The following is a 22,152-nucleotide window of genomic DNA, read 5'->3' on the forward strand; positions in this document are numbered from 1 at the left end:
CATTTCAACTCAACAGGCTGGCTTTGAATACCAACCGACCAATCTCAAAGATATTAAGCAACCACTTTGTATTGCTTTTCCATTTCACTAACGCCAAGGCCTGCATGTTTCGTCACTTTCAATTGCACAGGCACACGCTCTTTCAAAGCTTCAACGTGGCTAATGACGCCAATCATTTTTCCTGAGGCATTCAAGTTATCGAGTGCGTTCAATGCGATGTCTAGCGTGTCACTATCAAGCGTGCCAAAGCCTTCATCCAAGAACAGTGAATCAATACTGGTTTTGTAGCTCACAAGATCAGATAACGCGAGTGCCAACGCCAAACTCACCAAGAAGCTTTCACCACCAGACAGAGTTTTGGTGTCGCGCATTACATCTCCCTGCCAGGTATCGAGTACCTGTAACTCTAAGCCGTCGTCAGCTTTACGTTTTAGCTCATAGCGACCATGCAAACGCTGAAGTTGCTTATTCGCTAAATACACTAAGTTTTCCAGTGTTAAGCCTTGGGCAAATTTGCGGAACTTGTCGCCATTCTTAGAGCCAATCAGCGAATTCAAACGAGAAATATCATCAAACTCGACTTGTTGTTCAGAGATCTGCTTAAACAGATCTTGCTGGTTACTTCGGTTCTGACGATCAGTTTCAAGGTTCGCAGAAATTGCGCCAATTTTGCTCGCATGGCTTTGCTGAGCATCTTGGCACTCAGCCGTTGCCTGCTCCACTAGCTGTTGATCTTGTTCTTGCCATGTTTGCGCATTTTCGTGGTTTTGTAGCTCCACTTGCGCTGCTTTTGCCGTATTCAGCCTTGCTTGTGCGCTGACAATTGCTTCATCCAGAGACCTCTTAAGGTTTTGTAATTGAGTGCGTACCTCTTCATCAAGCAGTGCCGCTTCAAAATCAATTTCAGCTTCGAATGGGCTTGCTTGTAAAGCTTCGCCCCAAGCAGTCCGTGCTTGCGTGTGGCTTGATTGCTTCGCGGTTAACTCATCAGAAAAACCTGTATGTTTGGTTTGTTCGGTTCGATGTTCCAATTCACAGCGATTAAGTACCAGCTGAGCCGCGTCAAATGTTGTGACTGAATCTGTTACCTTTTGCTTCATCGCTTGGCTTGCGACTTGAATGTCTTGCTCACCAAACAACTGTGCTCTTTCAGCACTAACACGAACCAGTTCCGAGGTTAGCAATTCGCTTTCTTTACTTAACGTATCCAGCTCTTTCTGCGCACTGCTTAGCTTGTCATCCAGTGTTTTTTGCTCAGCACATTGAGTAATCAAACGCTTCTCTAGTTCAGCCTGTTGCTGTTTGGTTTGCAGCCATGTGTTTGAAGCTTGCAGTTTTTCAGCAAACCAAGCATCAATGTGCTCAAGTTCAGGTGCCTCAATCGAGGTTTCCACAATACTCTCTTTGAGTGAGTGCCATTGTTGGTCTTTGGCTTGCGTGGTTTGAGCTGCTTGCTCATTCGCGACTTGGTTTTGCTTATTAAGGTCGTTGAGGCGCTCCTCCGCTAACACAAGATTAGCTTGCGCTTTATCAGCCGTAACACTCGCTGATAAACGTTGTTTTTCCGCATCGGCATAGCTGTTTTTAGCATCCACTAAGACTTTCAGCTGCTGCTGGGCTTGATTTACGTGAAGCTCACATTGCTCGACGAAAGCCGTCACCGCCATCTCATTCCCCAAGTCAGTCACAGCAAGCAGTGTTAACTCCAGCGTCACATTAGGAAAGTCAGACAAACTCTGTTGAAGCTTACCTATTACAGATTGCCAATTAAGTTGAGCTTGTTGGATATCCGCTTGTGCTCGTTGAATATCATCGCTTAGTGCTGTGATCATAGGAGCAAGAGAATCCAACTGTTGGCGATGCTCTTGACCATCTTTCTTAATGACCGCTAACTCATGTTTTTCACGCTCTTGCTGAGCAACCAAGTTCGCCATGTCTTGTGACTGCTCAATGGTATGTTCAGTAGAACCACACAGCGGACATTCAGAGCCAAACTCCAATTTCGCACGATACTTAGCTAACTCTCCTTCTTGGTCTATTAACAAGGTTAAACGCTCAAGCGAAGTCTCTCGCTCTTTATATCGCTCCACCAACACTTCACGTTCTTTTGAAAGCTTGTCGACCAACTGGGTGTTAGTTTGATGTGCCTGTGTTTTAACGTGTAGCTGTTGCTGTGCGTTTAAAAAGCCACGATTGATTTCAAACAACGAATGAGTGTTGCGATTCCAAAGCTCCAATAACTCTTTTTGGGCGAGTAACGCTGTTTCACTGGTATTCGCGTGTAACGCTTCCCATTGCTGCTTGGTATTGTTCTCGGCCAGCACCAATTCAGCCAGAGCTTGATCTTGCGATGCTTTGGTTTGCTGTGCGTTTTTAATCACTGCTTGCTGAGCTTCTAGCGCCGTATAGGTTTGTTTGGCCAAATTGAGTTGCTGTGAATGCTGAGACTCTAACGTACGTACTTGCTCAACCTTAGCTTGCCACTGGCCTAGGTGCTTTTCGAGGTGTTGGTTCGCCTTATGTGCCTCTAGGTACTCGGCGCTCAGCTTTTCTTGCTGTTTCAACTCGTCAATCTGTTGCGCCAACACAAGCTGTTGATTGCGTTGCTGCGAGTGTTGTTCGTTCAGCGTATTCGCGGCATTAACTGCCGAGGTATGCTTGTCTTTGAGTACCGATATTTGGTTGTCGAGTGGGCGGACTTGCTCAATGATCCTCTCTTGATCTTGTTGCTCCGCTTTAACTTTTTCAACCGCTTCGCTACTTTGAGTCAGCTTAGTTTGGGCATCTAGCTTCTCGATCTCACGCACTGCGAGCAGCTTGGTACTGTTATCTAGGTTAATCTGCGTAAGATTGAGCTCATGCTCGCAGCGTTTTAGGTCTTTGTGCAACGGTCGCAATTTCTCAGCGGGTTCGCTGTTTGCCAAACGAACCAAGGATGATTGGTTTTGCTCTAAATCACCTTGCGCTGTTTTTAAATCCTGTTCACTGGTCGCAATAGTATGCTGCGCTTTGGTCACGTCTTTCCACCAGCTAAGGTGAGCTTGCCACTCTTTTAATTGTTCAGCTAAACGTTTCTGTTCAATTTCTAACGTGTCACGCTCTGTTGTCAGCTCTTGAATCTGCTCATCAGACAGTAAACTCACACCTTCTGCTTTCGCTTTCAGGTGGTTGAGTGATTGTTCACTCGACTTAAAGTGATCATAAATACGCTCTGATATTAGGCTGTAGACCTCGGTACCGGTTAACTCTTCTAGAAGCTCCGCCCGGTCATTTGCGTTGGCATTTAAGAAGGCGGCAAATTCGCCTTGAGAAAGCATGATCGACTTAGTAAACCGTGAGAAGTCCAAACCAGTCACCTGCTCTACCAACTTAGTTTTCTTGGTCAACATGGTCTCTAAGACTTTGTCTGTGTCTGCATCCGAAAATTCACATGTTGGTGTTTGCAGTGCACCATCATGCTTGCCACGAGCTCGTTTTTGATGGAAGTTAGAACGGTAAGTTTTGCCCTGCACTTCAAATTCAAGTTCAGCGAAACACTCACCCGTACCGCGAGTCATCAGCTCGTTGTTGCCCTTCGCGATACTTTTCAAACGAGGTGTGCGGTGAAATAGCGCCAAGCAAATCGCATCCAGAATAGTAGTTTTACCCGCACCGGTTGGACCCGTAATAGCAAACAGGCCGTTTTCTGCGAACGGTGATTGAGTAAAATCGAGCTTCCAACGCCCTTTCAAAGAGTTTAGGTTTTCAAATTCTAGGCTTAAAATCTTCATACTCGTTACTCTTCTACTTTGTTTGTTGCTTGATCGCTTTCAGACACTTCGACCATGACCTGCTTAAACTTCACCGTCATTCGCTCTAAGCGGGCTTTTTCAGATTCAGTTTCGAACTCTTCTAAGGCAATACGCTTGGTAAACACATCCATTGGGCTCAGTTCAGACAGGGTTTCTGCTGATTCTTGCTCCAACGCTTGGTTACGACGCTCTCTTGCGCGGCGCAGTTGCAATACTTCCACATTCAAGCCTTCAGTCAATGCACGCATACGCTCTTGTAGATCAGATAGGTAATCTTGAGCCTGAACCTCTATCGACAACCAAACACTTTGTTCGCCATCCAAACCAATATATTGATTTAGTTGAGACTCTATCTCGCTCAAATCGCCTTTAATTTCAGCAAGCGGTTGGAATGTCGGGACAGCCAATTGAGAAATGGTTCGTTCGCCTTCAGAAAACTCAACCACGCACACCTGCTTTTGAGATTTAAGCTCATCAAAGCTAAGTGGGATTGGAGAGCCGGAATAACGAATGTATTCACGTTTAGCCACTACTTGTGGGCGGTGAATATGACCAAGAGCAATGTAGTCGGCATCAGGGAAACCGTCCGCAGCAAAGCCATCTAGGTTACCAACGTAAATATCACGTACAGAATCTGACTGTTGTACACCCATTGCAGTAAGGTGTCCCGTAGCGATGATTGGCATGTGCTCATGGTTTTCATAGGCAGAGCGCTTAGCGACCGCTGCTTCATAAACACTTTGGTAGTGCTGCTTGATTGCATCGCCAAGCTGTTTTTGACGCTCAACACCAGTTACACCGGCTTGACTGGTCAGCACATCGCGAGGACGAATAAATGGAATGGCACACACAAGCGCTTCTACATCGCCCGTTTTACCCTTGAGTTCAACAACCTGAGCCGCATGATCTTCGTTGGTATTTGGGATGACGTCAGCACCCATGTATTTGAGCAGCTGTTGGGTCTCTTTCAGGACCGAAACGGAATCGTGATTTCCGCCTAGCAGTACCAATTGGCAGCCGATCATGTTCGAATCGACAACAAACTTGTTATACATCTCACGAGCGTAACTTGGTGGCGTACTGGTATCGAAAATGTCACCAGCAACGATGATCGCATCGATGTCATGTTCAGTAACTTGCTCAAGTAACCATTGTAAGAAACGTTCATGTTCATTCTTACGGCTTTTATTGTAGAAGTTTTGGCCAAGGTGCCAATCGGACGTGTGAAGAATCTTCATTGCTGCTCACTGGAAGTCGGTAATACCTATAATCTACCAAAATCGCTCATACAATTCCCTTTTATAAGCTTGTGAAAAGCAACTAATTTTACGCATGAACGCATCATAGGCTATAGCTACAAAAAAGCCGCTCATAATGAGAGCGGCTTTCGTATCAACTATAAACAATTTCAAGTCTCAACATGCGTTAGAAATTGTAAGAAGCACCCAGTGTTACTGTGCTAAATGCGACATCACGGCTTTGCAGTCTATTGCCACGGCTATCGAAGAATTCGATGTTTACTGCATCCGCTTGTGAGATCAGGCGAAGTGTTAGGTTATCCACTGGAGTGTATTCCACACCAACACCGAAGCGGAAACCTGCGCCAGAATCATCATCAAATGCATTAGAGCTGTTTGCATTCAGATCAACGTAGCTTAAACCTGCTAGTACAAATGGGCGAATTGAGTTGTCGAAGGTATAACCAAGATTTGCTGCGACAGACAGAGACGTTGGTGAAAACACCTTAGTACCATATGACTCATAGTCAGCGTAGTCCGTGTAGCCAAGTTCAATGCCGACAATACGGTTAAATTGGTAACCGCCGTAAAGACTGTATCCCATGCTTTCAGCGTCTAAATTGCCACCACCATCTGTGTCCGAATCTTGATGTACACCAAGGCCAGCACCAATGTATGGACCGCCCTCAATACCAGCAGCAAATGTAGGAAGTGAAACCAAGCCAACTAGGCCTAATAGAAATGTTGATTTAAGCATGAAAATACCCTTTTTAGTTTGTCCCACAGTACCGTTCATCAACTATTAATAGGTTTCCGACACTATTCCAACGGTTGCGATACTGTTTAAATAAATTATTCAAGCGACTCCTAATAAACAATAAAACACTGTTCATTTGCGGAGTGATTGGGAAGTTATCACGACAATTTTTATTCACCAAGCGAATAATTAGCGAATTTTATATAGTCTTATTTATGAGACAAAATAGAGCAAAAGCAAAAAAACAACTAAGAGTTACAATATCCACATTGCACCTATCATAAACAAATACATTTAAATCAGTAATTTAATCACACATGCAGTCATATAAAGTGGCTTATACATTCTAGCTATTACTTAACTCTCCCCTCCGTAGAAAACAAAAAGCTCACACTATTGATTAATAGAGTGAGCTTTATTTTATCCTTTCTAATTATTCAGAATCAAACCCTGTTAAATTATATTTAAAATAATGAATATAATATTAATGAGCTTCAGCAAGGCTTGCCAAATAAGTATTCGTTAAATAGAAACCACTAAACTTCTCCACAAAGTCTTGAGGTACCGTTTTCTCCGTTAAGCCCGACTTAATCAAAGCGGTCTGCCACGCTTGCACTTTAGGGAAGCCTTCTAACATATCAAAACCTGAACGATCTTTTATCACCGATGCGCGGTGTAATAGTGGCAGCCAAGCTATGTCGACATTCGAGATGTAATCACCTTTGAAGAATTGAGTATCGCCTAATTTATTTTCAGCTTTTAGAAACGCTTTTTGAAGATTAGCCAAACGTGTTTCAAAAGTTTCTTTGTCTTTACTTCCCATCGTTCCGCATTGTGGCATGTAATGTTTACTTGCTTGATAAGACCAAGCACGGTCCAATGCTTTTTGCTCGGCTGTTACCTCTTCGATAGGGGCGTATTTATCATCAAGGTATTCAACAATCGCATCAGATTCAAACAATACCGTGTCGTTTTCAGTCACTAGCACAGGCACTTGTCCATTTGGGGAAATATCCAAAAACCATTGCGGCTTGTTGTTAAGCTCAATGTACTCGATTTCAAATGGCACTTTCTTCATGACTAGAGCCCCCATTACACGTTGAACAAATGGGCAGTTTTTAAAGCTAATCAGTTTAATCATTGTTGACTCCGTATCAGGTCATTAATTTGTAGTTACATCCCTAAGACGAACATCATCAACAAAAGACGAAAGAAAATTCTATTTTTTTAGAAATAATGAAATAAGGCCAGTTAAACGATTAATGATATTGCAATAGATGCCATTATCACACCCACGAGAAATTCCAACACCTTCCAGGCTCTAGGGCTCTTAAACAGAGGCGCCAAGAATCGAGCACCATAACCGAGCGAAAAAAAGAACACGAAAGAAGCCGACACCGCCCCCGCCCCAAATAACATTTGATTTGGTTGGTATTGAGTTGAAATAGAACCTAATAGCACAACGGTATCAAGATAGACGTGTGGGTTTAGCCAAGTAAACGCTACGCACATGGCTATCGCTTTGGTTAACGAGTCTTTGGTTTCAGCACTTGCTTCTAGCGCATGATTTTCAGTAAATGCAGAGCGGAAACTTAAAAATGAATACACACCCAAAAACATTGCTCCACCATAACGAGCAATCTGTTCGATTTGAGGAAACTGCTTAACAACAGCCCCGAAGCCTGTGACGCCAAAACTAATCAGCAATGCATCAGAGACAGCACACACCGTACAAATTACTAAAACATGTTGGTTCTTTAGGCCTTGCTTTAGTACAAAAGCATTTTGCGAACCTATCGCAAGGATCAGCGAAAGTCCGAGGGAGAAACCAGCAAAATAAGTCGTCATTAAATGCACTCCGAAATAGGTTGGATAATCATAAGTTACTATAAAATGGTGTAACTTTTCACAATCTTTACAATACGATCACATACCCGTTACACAACACAAAACCAACACAATCAATTTGCAACCACATGCATATGAGGGCTACTTTCTGACTTCGATTTTAGGAATGTAATCAAAGGAAGAAACATGATTAAAAAGGTATGTTTAACACTGATACTTTGGGCAATAGCGAGCCAAGCACTCGCAACATCGCTTTATTATATAAACCGCACTGACAAACCCATATTGATAAACTTTTCAGTAGACTCCAGTGCGCCTGTCAGTAATGGTTACCAATACAGGTTAACAGGAAATGACTTAGTAATTTGGCCCTATCAAAAAGCTAAAGTGGCTGATTTTAATCGATATTATGGAATTGTGAATGGCGCTACATATGATTACTTTCTCACAATATCACGATTGACTGATGAGGGAACATGGGAAGTCAAACCGCAAGAACCCGTCGCTCAACTTAAGTTGGTTGGTCATAGTTCAGGTACAACGCTGTCTTATGGGTATAAAGGTCAAGGCATGATGACCGACTACAACCCGTACATTCTTCATCGATATAATCAAGATGGATATCACTCTGAGTTCGGCGTTAAAGCGGTATACACATCGGGTTTTGACGACGTTGAATTTGTTGTGTCTGAGCATACGATCAATGACACAGAATATGAGCCAAACATTCTCAACGTCGCATCATACAACTTATGGTTGCTTCCTTCTGTGTCTTCTAATATTGCAGACCGTGCAAGCATCATGAGCCATAGCCTTTCTGGGTTTGATGTACTCGCCCTGCAAGAAGCTTTTTCGATCGATAGAGAAATTTTGTTCAACAAGTTAGCGGATGAATTTCCTTACAGAACCGAGGTTGTTGGTGGTAACAGTAATGCACTGTACGATGGCGGTGTGGTGACATTTAGCCGTCATCCAATCATCGAAACCGATAGTATCGTTTTCGAACACTGTACAGGCACTGACTGCTACGCAGACAAAGGCGTTGTATATACCAAGATTAATAAGGATGGCGAGATATACCACATTTTCAATACACACCTTGCCTCTTTCAACACACCTTCAGCCAAGCATCTAAGACGCCTACAACTCGGCCTAATGCGAACCTTTATGTTGACCAAAGGCATCCCTGCTAACGAAGCGGTTATCTACGCCGGAGACTTCAATATCGACAAAAATAGTGACTTCGTGGAATATCTTCTGATGTTGGCGACATTGGATGTTGATCCGCCAGAGTTCAGAGGCTACACCCGAGCAACTTTTGATCCGACCATCAACCCTTACGCCGCGAACAAATACTCGGGTGGTGATGATGTCGAGTATCTAGATTACGTTTTTGTCAGTAGAGTGCATAGGCAAGCAATCAGTAACACAAATACGGTGAAGCTCAACCAAAGACTAAACTCAGAAACTTGGGGAAGTTGGCATTTATCCGACCATTTTGCTATTGATGCTAACTTTGTATTTAATCCAAATGACTAACCTTCTAAAACAACCTTAAGGTTGAACTGACAAACACACTTAGGATGCTCGCTCTGTTCCTTCAATAAGAAGATCGAGCTCCTTACCCCCTCCTTCCCACTGGCTCAATGAAAACCTTACCGCCTGCTAAATAACAAATTAATCAATTGATTTTTAATAAGTTTAACCTTCAACGTGTATTTTATAAATATTGAATTTATTAATAGAATTCAGCTCAAACTTTAAAGCTTAAAAATCAATCACAGTGAGATCTCAATACCATTTCATTGACCAAGCGAATGATAGAAATCTAATTGCATATTACCTTTTGACTGCTTTTTGAACGGGCATTTCCCGCTCACTAAACTGGCTAAACGCGTGTTTACGCATTGCGTTTAAAAACAGTTTTAGTCGCATAACTATAAGGACGCTACACAGATGAAATACGGATACAGACTTACCACTCTCGCTTTAGCTATCATCGCTTCTTCAAACGCCACCGCTACAACAGTCAGAGAAGAGATCGTTACGCCACTTATCGTCAATTCGCCTTTCATACAAGACGTAAAAGGTACAATTGTTGAAGATTATTCTAAACAAACCATTCAACCATCCTTGTTCTCAATGAGAATGATGAGCTCTGCTGATTCACAGCGCGGCGATTGGTTCAATTTATCTGCGAGCTACACAAGGCTTCAAGGTGTCGGTTCTGACGTGGTATATGACTACCTAATGCCACCTCTAAAACCACAACCTGTAATTGTGGCTGTACTTGATTCCGGCGTTGATGTGGAACATGAAGACCTTAAAAACAAGCTTTGGACGAACACAGGCGAGATCCCAGATAACGGTATTGATGATGACGGCAATGGCTATATCGACGATATTCACGGATGGAACTTTCTCGGAAACTCCTTAGGGATCAACGTTGACCAAGATACATTAGAAGTCACACGGGAATACAAGAAGTACCTGAAACTGAAAGAAAATGGGCGTTGGATTCCACGCAAAAAACGAAAGTACTATGAAGGCGTTGAGTCCGACTACCTCTCCTCTTTAAAAGACGACCAAGATGCGCTAAATCGCGTAACTACCGCAATTGACCAAGCCAACGAATACAAAGAAGAGATTCTTCAGTATGTCGATCACAAAGACTTTTCGACGAACGGATTAAAAACATTATTAGATAGCGATAATGCAAGCGTTGTAGCTGCTGCACAAGGCCTTCTCAACCTATTTGAATCTTGGTACTCATTTGAATACTTGGAATCTCGCCGTAGCCGCTATCAAGACTCTTTAGACTTCCATCTAAATCTAGAGCTCGATACTCGTCGCGACATCGTGTTAGATGACATCAATAACCCATGGGAAAAGGGTTACGGTAACAACGATGTAAAGGGGCCAGTTGGCTCACACGGCACTCACGTTGCGGGTATCATCGCCGCTGAACGCGGAAACTTTATAGGTATCGATGGGGTTGCAGACCATGCACAAATTATGGCGGTACGTATGGTGCCAAATGGTGATGAGCGAGATAAAGACATTGCCAATGCGGTGCGCTATGCCGTCGATAATGGTGCAAAGATCATTAACATGAGTTTCGGTAAAAGCTACTCACCTCGCAAGTACATTGTTGACCATGCATTCCGTTATGCCGCTCGTAAAGGCGTACTGATTGTTCACTCCGCGGGTAACAGCCGTAACGACAATGACATTAAACCAAGCTTTCCAAACCGCTACGCTAAGCACTACCGCTCAAAGCCTATCTCAACATGGTTAGATGTGGGTGCGTCAGCAAAATACGCAGACCAAAGCTTGGTGGCAAGCTTCAGTAACTTCGGACAAGAATCAGTTGATGTATTTGCTCCTGGGTATCGAATTCTTTCAACTACACCAGGCAACACTTACGGTTCGAAAAGTGGTACCAGCATGGCAGCACCTGTGGTTTCAGGTGTCGCTGCTTTAGTATGGTCTCGCTATCCTGACCTATCAGTGAAAGAGCTGAAGTCGCTATTAATGAGCGAATCAAAAGTCTACCCGGAATTGCTTGTTAAAAAGCCTTCTAGCCCGACAGATTTAGTGCCTTTCAACACTCTATCGATTTCTGGCAGTGTGGTAGATGCTGAGGCTATAGTCACAGAGTTGGAAACACGCTAACACCTTATTATCTATTGATTAATTAGGAAAAAAGGTTGCCCGAGGCAACCTTTTTGCTTTTCACAACAACAGAGATTCCAGACACCTCGTCCCTCGGTTCTGGAATGACACGAGAGAAAAACGTGAACGCTTTATTCGTCATTCCCTACAGTGAGGAACGAACGTGATAGGGAATCTCTTTATACGGTGTAATTCTACTAGACCATATTTAGCGTAATTCGATACTCATGAACTGGCTGTAAGGGTCTAGTTCATAATCCGCGAAGGGTTCGCAGTAACCAAACCCAAACTTCTCGTATAAGTTACGCGCAGGCTTGAAGTATTCCTCAGAACCCGTTTCCAAGCTGATTCTTTGATATTGGCGCGAAGAAGCTGTGTCTAGAACATGCTGCAAGAGTTTGCTCGCCACTCCTGTATTGCGAGCACATTGAGAGGTTCGCATCGATTTAAGCTCGGCATGTTGGGAATCCAACTCTTTAATAGCAACACAACCCAATAATTGACTGTCTTTCCATGCACTGAAAAAAGTAATCTCTGGTGATCTCAAAGCATCAAGATCGAGTGCATGAACGCTTTCTGGTGGCGACGTCGCATACATGTCAGCTAAATGCTCTTCTAATAGCCGAATAACCTCTCCGCCTGACAAATCATCAATTTTTATTTTCATAACGCTTTAATTATCCTTAATAAAATTTTAATCCGTTTTCCATTCAGTAAAATTACGCTAGTGTCGTTACATGATGAATATCATACTTTGCATGTAGAGTCTCGCTGCATTTACCCTGTCTATCAGCGATATACCCAAGTTAATGCAAAGCACCTTTTTGCGGTAGAGATTAATTGATCAGACCGATATGAATATCCAACTAGACTTAACGACAGCCTTACCTTGCCAGAACTTCGATTCTGTCCAGGGTTACATTACTCTACAAGATCAAAAAGTTATCGATGTTGACGACAACATCGCGACACTATTCGGCTACAAAACTCGCGAACAACTCTTGGAGAATGTCGATTTTGTCTATGCCTTAATACCCGATAGCTACCATGGCACAGTGCGTGAACGCTACGTTTCTGCAATCAAAGGTCAGCTTCAAAAAGGTAAAGTCTATAAAGATATCCCTATTAATGGACGCCGACTCTCTTTGTTTAGCCTTGCGCACATGATTAAACTCAACAACCGCCCTGCTCTCCGCGTCATGCTTGTCGATATTACGGCAGTTGTCGCATCTGAGCGTAAGCTCCAAGAAAAAGACCACATGTACCGGACGCTACTGAAAAGCTCGAAACAAGGTGTGCTCATTCATCAAAACTTCAAACCTTTGATGGTCAATCAGGCATGGGTTGAAATGCAGGGTGCTAAATCTATTGAGCAAGTCCTTGCTATGGATTCGGTCATCTCTATTATTCCACCCGACAATCGTATCAACGCTCTAAAGCGCAGCCAAAATATTATGGCCGGTCACACGCCTAGCTTCAGTTCTGTAGTCGAGAACCGTTGTCTTGATGGAAGTAAGAAGTACTTCAATATCTATGACAACATCATCTTTTGGGAAGGTGAAAAAGCGATTCAAGTAGTCGTCGAAGACGTGACAAGCAAAGTTGCACTAGAGGAAGAGTTAATCCAGCGCGCTCTGTATGATGACCTAACACAAGTGCTAAATCGTCAGGCCGTCTACGACTGGCTAAAGAAACCAATCACTAATCAAGCTGATATGTCCTGTTTGTTACTCGATATTGATGATTTCAAAAAAGTGAATGACCAATTTGGGCATAGCGTGGGTGATACTGTTATTCGAACCCTTGCAAGCATCATCAAAAAGCATGTGAAAATATTAAACGGCGTCGTTGGACGTTGGGGCGGCGAAGAATTTATTGTCTTCTTTCCGAAGTCTCAGACAAACCATGCCACTGCATTGTCCACGGCAGAATCCCAGGCAACAATTGTCGGTGAGCGTATTTGTGAAGAGTTTCGAAGCCATCAATTCATCGGTTTTAACCGAAAATCATTTAACACAAGTGTCAGTATTGGTGTCACCGACAGTTGTATAATACGAACGAGTAACTCGCTCAATAACTTGATTCGTGTAACAGATGATGCCCTCTATCAGGCTAAATCGAATGGTAAAAATAGAGTGTCGGTCAACACGGAATGTGAATGCGCAGGATGTGAGTAATGAAAGAATTGCTAAGCATCAATAAAGGTTTATTAACTCGATAAATCAATCAAAGATTTTCTTGTTATTTTCAAGTTCTAGTTTACTATGCGCCACCCCAATTTTTTCAGCAAATGCTGCAGGCAAACATGTCCGCCAACGCGCTCTATACCGACCTATCCGGTTACTATGATTTAATGTGTGTTGATATTGACTACCAAGCGCAAAGTCACTGCGTTCGTAGGCTACATCAGATTTTTGGAAATGAAGGAAGAACTCACCTAGACCTTGGTTGTGGCACTGGCCCACACGTTCGTCACTTTATTGATTATGGCTATCAAAGCAATGGACTTGACCTAAACCAGCCCATGTTAGATATCGCTCAAATACGCTGCCCTGAGGCTAACTTTTCAGTACAGAACATGAGTAATTTTGAAGTGTCTGAGCCGTTCGACCTTATTACTTGTTTCTTGTATTCGATCCACTACAACGATGGCATCGAGAAGTTAAAAGAGTGCATTGCCAGCGTTCATAAAGCGCTAAAACAAGGCGGCGTGTTCTGCTTCAATGTGGTCGACAAAGATAAGATCAGTAATGATCTGTTTGTTCGCCATACCACAAACCAAGAACAGGATGATTTTACCTTCCGATCGGGTTGGTATTACTCTGGCGAGGGCGACAAGCAGGCTTTGAAGCTTAGCATCGAGAAAACCACTGCTGGTGAGACTCAGATATGGAACGATGAACACCCAATGGTTGCGTTCTCATTTAAAGAGTTAATCGAAATTTTGAAACCCTACTTTGAGGTTCACATCTTCGAGCATGACTATGACAAGCTTTTACCTTGGGACACGCTTTCAGGTAATGCACTCATTGCGTGTGTGAAAAGCTAGTTTACTTCTCGTAAAGCGTTAGCTCTCACGAAAAGCGCCTAAATCAAAAGACCCCACACAACGTTAAGTCATGTGGGGTCTTTTTCATGTGTATTAACTTATCGGATCAAACGGTGATTGATTAGAAGTCAGCCGTCATACCTACATAGTAAGTGCGTGGTTCTTCGACATACCCCATGTTTTCAAGCTCTTGAGATACCGCTTCGTCCGTCAAGTTAGTGATACCCGCACGAATACGAACAGAATCATTCACGTTGTAAACCGTACCAATATTCAATGTTGTGTAAGCATCCTGAGTTAGATCCGTTTCGATATTACGTTCGCCACGGTAGCGCGCGCTAATAAAGGTGTTTAGATCGTAAGTAGGGCTCCAGTTTAGCTTAACCAAACCAGAATGCTTGTAACGCTCTAACAGCTCTTCACCCGTTGATTTATCTTCTGTGTCTAGGAAAGTGTAGTTACCAGAAATACCCCACTCGTCCGTGATTTGGAATTGACCAGTAAGCTCTGCACCTTGGATAACCGCTTCAGAAACGTTAACGTAAGTACGCGTACCGTTGCTTACAAAGTTACCGCCGTTATCAACACATCCAACACCATTACCGCCCCATGTGCCACCTGAAGTACATTCAGTATCGCCACGGTCAATCAAATCTTGAATCTCATTACGGAAAAGCGCGCCTTCAACATTCCAACGAGGTTGAGTATAAAGTGCCGCAAGTTCATAGTTCCAGCTTGTTTCAGGTTTTAGGTCTTCGTTACCAACGATATCACACCAACCTTTACAGCTAGCTACAGTGTAACCAGCATGGTTTTGCGTTAACGTTGGCGCCTTAAATGCTTTACCAACACCACCTTTGATGATTAAGTCATTCGTTGTTTGGTGAACTAAATACACACGAGGGCTGAACTCTTCGCCGTACTTTTCGTGCTTATCTAGACGACCACCTAATGTTGCAGTTAGCTGCTCAGTTACATTCCATTGATCTTGGATGAATAATGCACCTTGGTAAGCCTCTGCTGGATCTCCCGTTACATTCTCTTCATTGGTCAACTCGCTCAATTGGTAATCTAAGCCAACTGTTAGAACGTGACTATCTCCAAGGTAGCTTGTAGCTGACGCTTCAAAGATTTGCGTCAATTCTTCTACATCACGAGTTGAATTGCCCACATCCGCAGCATTCTTATCCACTACATTCTCTCGTGAGTAACGAACTTGTGTATCACCCCAACTCCAGAAACCATTGTGTGTTAGAGCTTGGCTGTTACGTTTCACGTTTGAATTTGAATAGTTCACGCCTGTAGCATGCTCAGCCGCAGAATCACGCTCATCATCGCTGTAACCTACGTCCAAATCGATGGTTTGGTTGTCAGTTGCATGCCAAGTTAGCGTACCAAGTAAGCTAAGTGTGTCGCGCCCTTCAAGCGCAGTTATATCAGCACGATCTGTTGTTACGTTTCCATCAGTTCGAGTACCTGTATATGGCTGCCATGCATCACGGCTAGTTTGATTGATCGAGAATCGTGCAAAAAGCTCGTCTTCAATCAGAGCACCAGAAGTCGTTAAACCAACAGAGTGTTCTTGTCCGCCATTGCCATCATTTGGAGTGCTGATGTCTGTGCTTAGTGAAGAACTCCACTCATTGACAGGGGCTTTAGTAATAATGTTGATAGTACCGCCCATACCGTCAGAGCCGTATAGTGCCGACATTGGGCCACGGATGATTTCAACACGTTCGATAGATTCAGTAGGAATTGTAGAAAGATCGAAATCGTTGCCACGGATAATGGCACTTGCTGAACTTAAACGTCGACCGTTTACCATGATAAGCGTGTAATCAGAATCCATACCACGAATAGAGATCATCTGACGGCCAGCACGCGTGCTATCAAAGTCAGACTCAACACTCGTTGATTCAGCAACGATGTCTGCCAAGGTAATACCTGGGCTATCTTCGATATCTTGAGCAGTAATTACAGACATAGAAGCTGGTGCTTGTTTCAACGCCATCTCTGTACGAGTAGCGGTAACTACCATTTGCTCATCTGTATCCTTCACTTCCTCTTGCGCCAATAGGTTTGGCGAAAGTGATGTACAAATAACAGCGACTGCGATCGATAAAGGCTTACGAGTAAAAAGGGATCTCTCAGACATGATATTCATTCTTATATGTGATTGCTAATGATAATGGTTTGCATTAAACAGTCAGTTACCATTGTTATCAACGAAAGTTTCATACCAAAAATTCATTCTCGTTATTCACATTTCAAATAAGACAAAAGAACCATATTCATTTCAATCTAATACTTAAAATCCCATTCATGACACTGATGCTTTAGGCGTATAAGTCTTTGAATAGCTGGCGTACCCAACGGCACATAGGGTCATTGTGGAAGCGTTTATGCCAATATAAGTAAACATCTTCTGACGGACTTCTGATCGCTTTCGGCACGCGTTTACAAATTAAGTCACGTTGTTTGGCAGCTTGCGTGGCAAAAGGGGTTGGTAGGTGAAAGATGATGTCGGTCGTCTCTGCAATATCTGCAGCGATATTGAAGTTAGACAGCTGCACTGGGATTGAAAGTTGGCGCTGCTTATCAATCAGCCCAAGATCTTTGAATCGATTTTCAATAGAGAGCTTCTTATCACCTTGTAGCGAGATCTGACCTAGCTGGCTGTTAAGCAAGTCATCGACCGTGATCTCTTTGTCAGCCAATGGATGGTCTTTATTCATTAACAGCCTATAATCACGGCTGATCACGAACATTCGATACAAGTTCTGCTCGGAGCTTAAAGGCTCATGAGTCGACAGTACAAAGTGCGCATCACCAGACAGTAAAGGTTCGAAATGACGTTTCGGAATAGAATCGATATCGACAACCATATTCGGTGCTTGCTTGCGAATCTCGGAAACTACCTTAGGTAACAGATGAGAAACCTGAGGCACCAAACCGAAGAAACGTACAGTGCTATCACTTGTTTGTGGTTCGAACACATCGCCATGAACCAACTTCTCTAAACGTGTCAGCACAGAATTGAGATCTTGCTTAATCGCTTCTGCTTTTGGTGTTAGCTCATAGCCGTAAGCCGCTCTTACTAACAGGTCATCGTTAAACACTGTACGTAGCTTTTGCAGCGAACGACTCACGGTAGGCTGGCTCATATCAAGTGCTAAAGCAGTATTGGATACATGCTTTTCTTCAAGAAGGTGTTTAAGGATAACTAAGAGGTTAAGGTCGACTTGCGCTAGATTCATTATTTAAATATTAACAAACTTGAAAATTCAATGAGCGCATAGTGCAGTTTTCAGACATGTAATACAATTGATAATCACTCTTATTTTGATCTAAAGCAAAGTCTTTTGCCACCCTAGCCGCTATGTATATCGCCGACAAAAGTTGTGACATTAATAAGACCGAGGTCATGATTCGATTTGGATTAACGAATAAAAAAAGAGAGGCACAATGGCCTCTCTTTGGTCGTTTATTTTATATTGCTAGCGTTAAGCTATAAGACTAAAGCTTTGTCCAAGCATCTTGCCAGTATTGGCTATCTCCTGGAGCATAAGATGCGCTTGCACACCACGCTGTGTATGGCCAAGGCTTACATTCGTATAAGCCATTGTCACTGCCGACTACAATATCGCCCGCTTCGTAGTTCGTTCCGGCTTCATACGGAGGGTAATCACCTTGAGGTGGCGTTGTACCGCCCTCTTCTTTGATAGCGAATGAGTTATCGACCATCACCATTTCGCCGTCTGTTGCTTTACCAACGACTTCAAGCTTGTATTGGCCTTCGGCTACATCGTACAGATCCATTGTTATTGCACGACTGTCAGTTAGGTTAACTTTGGTCAGCTCTACTACAGTACCTGCGCTGTTAATCACCATAGCTGTTACATCTAACGCTTCGTTTGATGTCAGTGTGAATTGTAAACGTACATTGCCGTTATCTAGTACGTATTCCGACTGAAGGCCAGATACGTTCAGTTCTGGGTCACCACCTGGATTAGGATTTCCACCACATGAGCTGTCTGAAACCTTTCTCCAAACGCCCCACTCACCTGTCGTTCCTGGCTCTTCACCACGGGTATACCAGCCAGCTCCCCAAGTCGCGCCGTCGTGTGATACTTGGTCACCTTCAACATAAACAGTGTCGGCATCCCATGCAGCAGCACAGTTAGAACCATCAGTCACTGACACTTTACGCTCAGCAGTGACGGTTTGATGAGCACTGTCTGTCACACTGTATACAAGCGTGTAGTTGCCCATTTCATTCACATCGACACTACCAGTGTGTGTAATAGAACTTGTTAGGTCACCATCTTCAGCATCGTTTGCAGTCACACCAGCCATCGGATCAAATGCGCTACCTAACATGACAGTAGTATCAGACACGCCATCGAATACAGGTTTTTGGCTGTAAACTTCGACCGTTCTTGCTTTGGTTGTTTCATTGTTATCGCTGTCTTTCACGCGGTAGGTTAGAACATAAGTACCGATAACACTGGTTTCAACGTAACCTTCAACATCAATTGATGAAGTTAAATCACCATCTTCTTTATCTGTTGCTGTCACGCCTTCCATTGGATCAAATACAGTGCCGTGAAGAACACGCGTATTCTCAATACCTTTCAATACAGGCTCACTTTCTACCGGTGGTGGTGTCACTTGACCGTGAACAAAAGGACCGTAGTCTTTGATGAATTGTTCGTTGTACGCTTGACCGGCTTTGTTAGTACCCATATCCCAGTTGATAGACCAAGTCATGACACCGCGTAAAGGCTGACCTTGCGCCGTTAGGCTATCGAATGCGTCGTACAAATCTTGTGGCTCTTGCACAAAACCAGTAGCTGCAGCATCGATACTTGAAGGGATACCAAACACTAACTTGTCGTGCGGGATCTTATGGAAACCGCGTGTGCCGTTGATTAGTGAGTCAGAGATGTAGTAGATGAACTCTTCTTTTAATGCATCGTTGTTTTGTGCGATCCAGCCTACGCCTTCAACCCAGATACCGTCACCACCTTGGTTGTAAAACTGCGGGTTGATCCAATCGTAGTAACCTTCCAAGTTATCGATGTAAGGGACATATTTACCACCCGTCGTTAGATACGGGAACTCTGGCGCCATAGTAATAAGGAAGTTTTTGCCTTCAGCACGGTAGTGATCTTTCACTAGCTTAAGGGCATCTGGAATCACGGTTTGGTTGTTTGCTGCGGTTACTGCTGCTTGTTCTAGGTCGATATCTAGACCATCAAAACCATAGCGCTCCGTAAGACGGATAATCTCATCAGCAAAGGCTCTTTCATCACCTGTTTCAAGCTCTACGTGTGCATCTGCACCACCTAAAGCTATTAGCACAGAGCGACCTTGTTTGTTGAGTTCTGAAATTTGGTCAATAAATTGTTCTTCTGAAAGCCCAACAGTAGGGTCCAGTTTAAAAGTTGGAATTCGACCATCCGCCACGTCATACACTTTCATAAATGAGACATTCACAATGTTGTACATCGGGTTCACTTCATCCAGCGTTACACATGGCGCATTACCACCTTGGTAACCACCACCATCACACCAGTTATGCCAATAACCAACGACGACACCTGAATCTGGATTCGTCATGTCAGATCCATTTGCATAAACCGCGCCCGACATGGCCGCCATACCGACTGATACTGCTAATTGTAGAGCTTTACGTTTTAACATTAGTCCCACTTCCTTACTTAACAGCTGTGCCAATCACAACCGAACCAATTCATTTTAATCATGAATATTTATAGAGAAGTAATGGAATTTATAGGAAAAAACGACCTTTGATTTAACTTGTGATTTTAAGTCACAGATTGAATATTAGAATCAATATGATTTTGACTTTTCATTCAATTTAAAATGCTAAATCAGAGGTTTTTCAATAAAATTGATTGATATTATGAATATATAAAACGCAGTTAATTCACAATAAAAATTAAGATATATTAGGTAAAGTTAATTTAATGAGCCAATTCGAATAAAGGCTCTAAAAGCACTGATATTAAAGACATTTAAGTTTGCGAGTGATATCACTAAAAAATCAAAATCGTTCAGCTTTCGTGTATTTAAAAAGTACACATCGGATTGGAACACTAGACTTAATTCTTTATTCTGAGATAAAAAATCAAACATTACTCACCAAGCTAATCACCAGAAGATGAATAATATCGCTCCATAAGCGCAACAAAATTCATCTTGTCCACTTCCTTAAGCTGATTAATTCCAGCAGCTGCCTTTCTTCCACCTCCCGTATCGAAACTAGAACAAACTTCATCGGCTCCAGTCCTATTTGATAAAGGTGCTCGTAAACTCACTGTATAAGACAAGCCATCAGGATTTTTCGTTAATACGGCTTGAGCTCGATCAGGATCTTGGTTAACGATTTCATTTCCAAATACACCACTAATTCGTCTTGCCCAAGTCTCGGCTGGCAGTTCAAACACTCTTGCAACGTTACTCTCGTATATTGGGTTTAAGCCAGATAGCTCTTGGTAGTCACTCTTATAGGCATCGCGAAGTTCATAAAACACGGAACTTACATCAGATAACAGAGCAAACGGATTTGGGTATTGGTAAAGGCGTTGATAAAGTTCAACAGGCGTAAAATGCAAATCGCTCAATGACGCACCATATCCGTTGTAATTTACCAAAGTTCCGAGCTCCTCTAAAAAGTCGATTTGTGGTTGGTCAAAACCAGTTGCTAACGCAAGTCGAGTCGCCACTGCTTTTAAGTTGTCACCAAATGCCGCCGCTATTGCCCATGCCACATACGCACCCTTTAGCTTTTGATTTATTAACAAGCTGGTACAACATTCCGGTGCAGTGTTTATTAAGGTTTCGAGGTAATGAGACTTCGGTATTTCTCCCGTACGATGATGATCGCAGTAGAAGACGTTGATCTCACTATCAAGCAGCGAACGTAACTCGCTTAAGTTCTTCTCCATTGAAACATCTAAAACAGTCACCGATGTAATGTCGCTTTGGGGATCCTGCTCCGTGAGTTGAACAAGCACTTGCGAGACTAGCTTAATATCACGCTTAACACCGGTGACAAGTGTGCTCTCTTTTGGCTCATGCAAGCGCAATTGCAATAATGCGATAATGCCATCTGCATCCCCATTGAATACGTCGTAGTGCATTTTGTTCCTCTTCCAGTGAGATTCAACCATTCACAATAACGATATTTGTTCGGACTGTATCGTGAAGATATGAGTAAGCTTAATAGATAACAAATATTTTAACCTTATTTCATAGATACTTAAGTCCATTTTGGAATGCCTTATTCTGATAAACTTCTAGCGAAACAAAAGTTAACGTAAACTATCGATAATTTGACTTATTGTATGACATATATCACAGCAAGTTGTGAGCAAAAGATTATAAAATAAGCATCTCCCACTTGATGATATAGAGACGAATGAACACTACTACCACTCTTGTTTATGACACTTTAAAAAGCCTTGCTGCCCACGCTCCTGAGCAGCATGCCGAGATTCGCCAGCGTTTATATGAGCAGTTGAGCCTGCCATTTAATAAGCAGCTCTCGTTATACGCTAATGTGCTTGGGCCTATCAGTTCAGGGAAATTAGCCGGATGCGACAACATTGATAAAGCGGTTGAACTTGCACTTGACGTGCTAGAAGGTCGAAGCAAATAACCTCCACGGAATCCCGTATTATCAATCATTAAGCTCAAACGACCCAGCTCCTCCCCCCACGGGTCGTTTCTTCACACTGTAATGATCTCTAATGGTCATACTAATTC

At 43.0% G+C, this 22,152-nt stretch carries 15 protein-coding genes; 5 read left to right on the forward strand and 10 right to left on the reverse strand.

Features of this window, described 5'->3' with window-relative positions; all coding sequences use genetic code 11:
* Positions 1-53: 53 nt before the first annotated feature.
* The 5 genes from OH460_RS20945 to OH460_RS20965 all read right to left on the reverse strand — a co-directional run bounded on the left by OH460_RS20945 (position 54) and on the right by OH460_RS20965 (position 7,634).
* On the reverse strand, positions 54-3,770 hold the full coding sequence (locus OH460_RS20945; protein WP_269999417.1) for an AAA family ATPase: 3,717 nt from the start codon (positions 3,768-3,770) through the stop codon (positions 54-56).
* Between the two features lie 5 nt (positions 3,771-3,775).
* Positions 3,776-5,029, reverse strand: a complete 1,254-nt coding sequence (gene sbcD, locus OH460_RS20950) for an exonuclease subunit SbcD (protein WP_269999418.1) — start codon at positions 5,027-5,029, stop codon at positions 3,776-3,778.
* Positions 5,030-5,216: 187 nt separating this feature from the next.
* Positions 5,217-5,786, reverse strand: coding sequence for a porin family protein (locus tag OH460_RS20955; protein WP_105057840.1), 570 nt, complete (start codon positions 5,784-5,786; stop codon positions 5,217-5,219).
* 484 nt (positions 5,787-6,270) lie between these two features.
* Positions 6,271-6,927 (reverse strand): glutathione S-transferase family protein, encoded by a 657-nt coding sequence (locus OH460_RS20960; RefSeq protein ID WP_171730647.1) that lies wholly within the window; start codon positions 6,925-6,927, stop codon positions 6,271-6,273.
* 110 nt (positions 6,928-7,037) lie between these two features.
* A complete protein-coding gene (locus OH460_RS20965; RefSeq protein WP_269999421.1) occupies positions 7,038-7,634 on the reverse strand; it encodes a LysE/ArgO family amino acid transporter in 597 nt (198 codons plus the stop codon).
* Positions 7,635-7,820: 186 nt separating this feature from the next.
* Here OH460_RS20965 and OH460_RS20970 point away from each other — a divergent pair, with 186 nt between their 5' ends.
* Together OH460_RS20970 and OH460_RS20975 are read left to right on the forward strand one after the other, a co-directional pair.
* Entirely contained in the window at positions 7,821-9,173 is a 1,353-nt protein-coding gene (locus OH460_RS20970; RefSeq protein ID WP_269999423.1) for a sphingomyelin phosphodiesterase, read from the forward strand.
* 417 nt (positions 9,174-9,590) lie between these two features.
* Complete coding sequence (locus tag OH460_RS20975) at positions 9,591-11,309, forward strand: S8 family peptidase (RefSeq protein ID WP_269999424.1); 1,719 nt, start codon at positions 9,591-9,593, stop codon at positions 11,307-11,309.
* Positions 11,310-11,517: 208 nt separating this feature from the next.
* Here the strand turns inward: OH460_RS20975 and OH460_RS20980 are convergent, their stop codons facing one another.
* The gene (locus OH460_RS20980) at positions 11,518-11,976 is read right to left on the reverse strand and encodes a GNAT family N-acetyltransferase (RefSeq protein WP_269999425.1); all 459 of its coding nucleotides are present in this window, start codon (positions 11,974-11,976) and stop codon (positions 11,518-11,520) included.
* A 187-nt stretch (positions 11,977-12,163) separates the two neighbouring features.
* Here OH460_RS20980 and OH460_RS20985 point away from each other — a divergent pair, with 187 nt between their 5' ends.
* Together OH460_RS20985 and OH460_RS20990 are read left to right on the forward strand one after the other, a co-directional pair.
* On the forward strand, positions 12,164-13,486 hold the full coding sequence (locus OH460_RS20985; RefSeq protein ID WP_269999426.1) for a sensor domain-containing diguanylate cyclase: 1,323 nt from the start codon (positions 12,164-12,166) through the stop codon (positions 13,484-13,486).
* A 128-nt stretch (positions 13,487-13,614) separates the two neighbouring features.
* Positions 13,615-14,358 carry a class I SAM-dependent DNA methyltransferase gene (locus OH460_RS20990; RefSeq protein ID WP_105057052.1) on the forward strand — a complete coding sequence of 248 codons (744 nt, stop codon included), beginning with the start codon at positions 13,615-13,617 and terminating at the stop codon, positions 14,356-14,358.
* A gap of 121 nt (positions 14,359-14,479) precedes the next feature.
* Here the strand turns inward: OH460_RS20990 and OH460_RS20995 are convergent, their stop codons facing one another.
* The 4 genes from OH460_RS20995 to OH460_RS21010 form a co-directional block, all read right to left on the reverse strand.
* Entirely contained in the window at positions 14,480-16,513 is a 2,034-nt protein-coding gene (locus OH460_RS20995; protein WP_269999427.1) for a TonB-dependent receptor domain-containing protein, read from the reverse strand.
* 181 nt (positions 16,514-16,694) lie between these two features.
* The gene (locus OH460_RS21000; protein ID WP_269999428.1) at positions 16,695-17,615 is read right to left on the reverse strand and encodes a LysR family transcriptional regulator; all 921 of its coding nucleotides are present in this window, start codon (positions 17,613-17,615) and stop codon (positions 16,695-16,697) included.
* 259 nt (positions 17,616-17,874) lie between these two features.
* Positions 17,875-20,064 carry an immunoglobulin-like domain-containing protein gene (locus tag OH460_RS21005; RefSeq protein WP_269999429.1) on the reverse strand — a complete coding sequence of 730 codons (2,190 nt, stop codon included), beginning with the start codon at positions 20,062-20,064 and terminating at the stop codon, positions 17,875-17,877.
* Between the two features lie 467 nt (positions 20,065-20,531).
* Positions 20,532-21,527, reverse strand: coding sequence for a DHH family phosphoesterase (locus OH460_RS21010; RefSeq protein ID WP_269999431.1), 996 nt, complete (start codon positions 21,525-21,527; stop codon positions 20,532-20,534).
* Between the two features lie 278 nt (positions 21,528-21,805).
* On the opposite strand from OH460_RS21010, the gene OH460_RS21015 reads away from it, so the two are divergent.
* The gene (locus tag OH460_RS21015) at positions 21,806-22,045 is read left to right on the forward strand and encodes a PAS factor family protein (RefSeq protein WP_008217643.1); all 240 of its coding nucleotides are present in this window, start codon (positions 21,806-21,808) and stop codon (positions 22,043-22,045) included.
* The last annotated feature ends 107 nt before the right edge of the window (positions 22,046-22,152 follow it).

The organism is Vibrio sp. Makdt (assembly GCF_027587015.1).
In the GTDB taxonomy this organism is placed as follows: domain Bacteria; phylum Pseudomonadota; class Gammaproteobacteria; order Enterobacterales; family Vibrionaceae; genus Vibrio; species Vibrio chagasii_B.

What these genes read in the sequence shown, in the direction of transcription:
- OH460_RS20995 (WP_269999427.1), bottom strand. Translation starts at nt 16,513, where the DNA reads ATGTCTGAGAGATCCCTTTTTACTCGTAAGCCTTTATCGATCGCAGTC.
- OH460_RS20990 (WP_105057052.1), top strand. Translation starts at nt 13,615, where the DNA reads ATGTCCGCCAACGCGCTCTATACCGACCTATCCGGTTACTATGATTTA.
- OH460_RS20970 (WP_269999423.1), top strand. Translation starts at nt 7,821, where the DNA reads ATGATTAAAAAGGTATGTTTAACACTGATACTTTGGGCAATAGCGAGC.
- sbcD (WP_269999418.1), bottom strand. Translation starts at nt 5,029, where the DNA reads ATGAAGATTCTTCACACGTCCGATTGGCACCTTGGCCAAAACTTCTAC.
- OH460_RS21005 (WP_269999429.1), bottom strand. Translation starts at nt 20,064, where the DNA reads ATGTTAAAACGTAAAGCTCTACAATTAGCAGTATCAGTCGGTATGGCG.
- OH460_RS20960 (WP_171730647.1), bottom strand. Translation starts at nt 6,927, where the DNA reads ATGATTAAACTGATTAGCTTTAAAAACTGCCCATTTGTTCAACGTGTA.
- OH460_RS20965 (WP_269999421.1), bottom strand. Translation starts at nt 7,634, where the DNA reads ATGACGACTTATTTTGCTGGTTTCTCCCTCGGACTTTCGCTGATCCTT.
- OH460_RS21015 (WP_008217643.1), top strand. Translation starts at nt 21,806, where the DNA reads ATGAACACTACTACCACTCTTGTTTATGACACTTTAAAAAGCCTTGCT.
- OH460_RS20985 (WP_269999426.1), top strand. Translation starts at nt 12,164, where the DNA reads ATGAATATCCAACTAGACTTAACGACAGCCTTACCTTGCCAGAACTTC.
- OH460_RS20980 (WP_269999425.1), bottom strand. Translation starts at nt 11,976, where the DNA reads ATGAAAATAAAAATTGATGATTTGTCAGGCGGAGAGGTTATTCGGCTA.
- OH460_RS20975 (WP_269999424.1), top strand. Translation starts at nt 9,591, where the DNA reads ATGAAATACGGATACAGACTTACCACTCTCGCTTTAGCTATCATCGCT.
- OH460_RS21010 (WP_269999431.1), bottom strand. Translation starts at nt 21,527, where the DNA reads ATGCACTACGACGTATTCAATGGGGATGCAGATGGCATTATCGCATTA.
- OH460_RS21000 (WP_269999428.1), bottom strand. Translation starts at nt 17,615, where the DNA reads ATGAATCTAGCGCAAGTCGACCTTAACCTCTTAGTTATCCTTAAACAC.
- OH460_RS20945 (WP_269999417.1), bottom strand. Translation starts at nt 3,770, where the DNA reads ATGAAGATTTTAAGCCTAGAATTTGAAAACCTAAACTCTTTGAAAGGG.
- OH460_RS20955 (WP_105057840.1), bottom strand. Translation starts at nt 5,786, where the DNA reads ATGCTTAAATCAACATTTCTATTAGGCCTAGTTGGCTTGGTTTCACTT.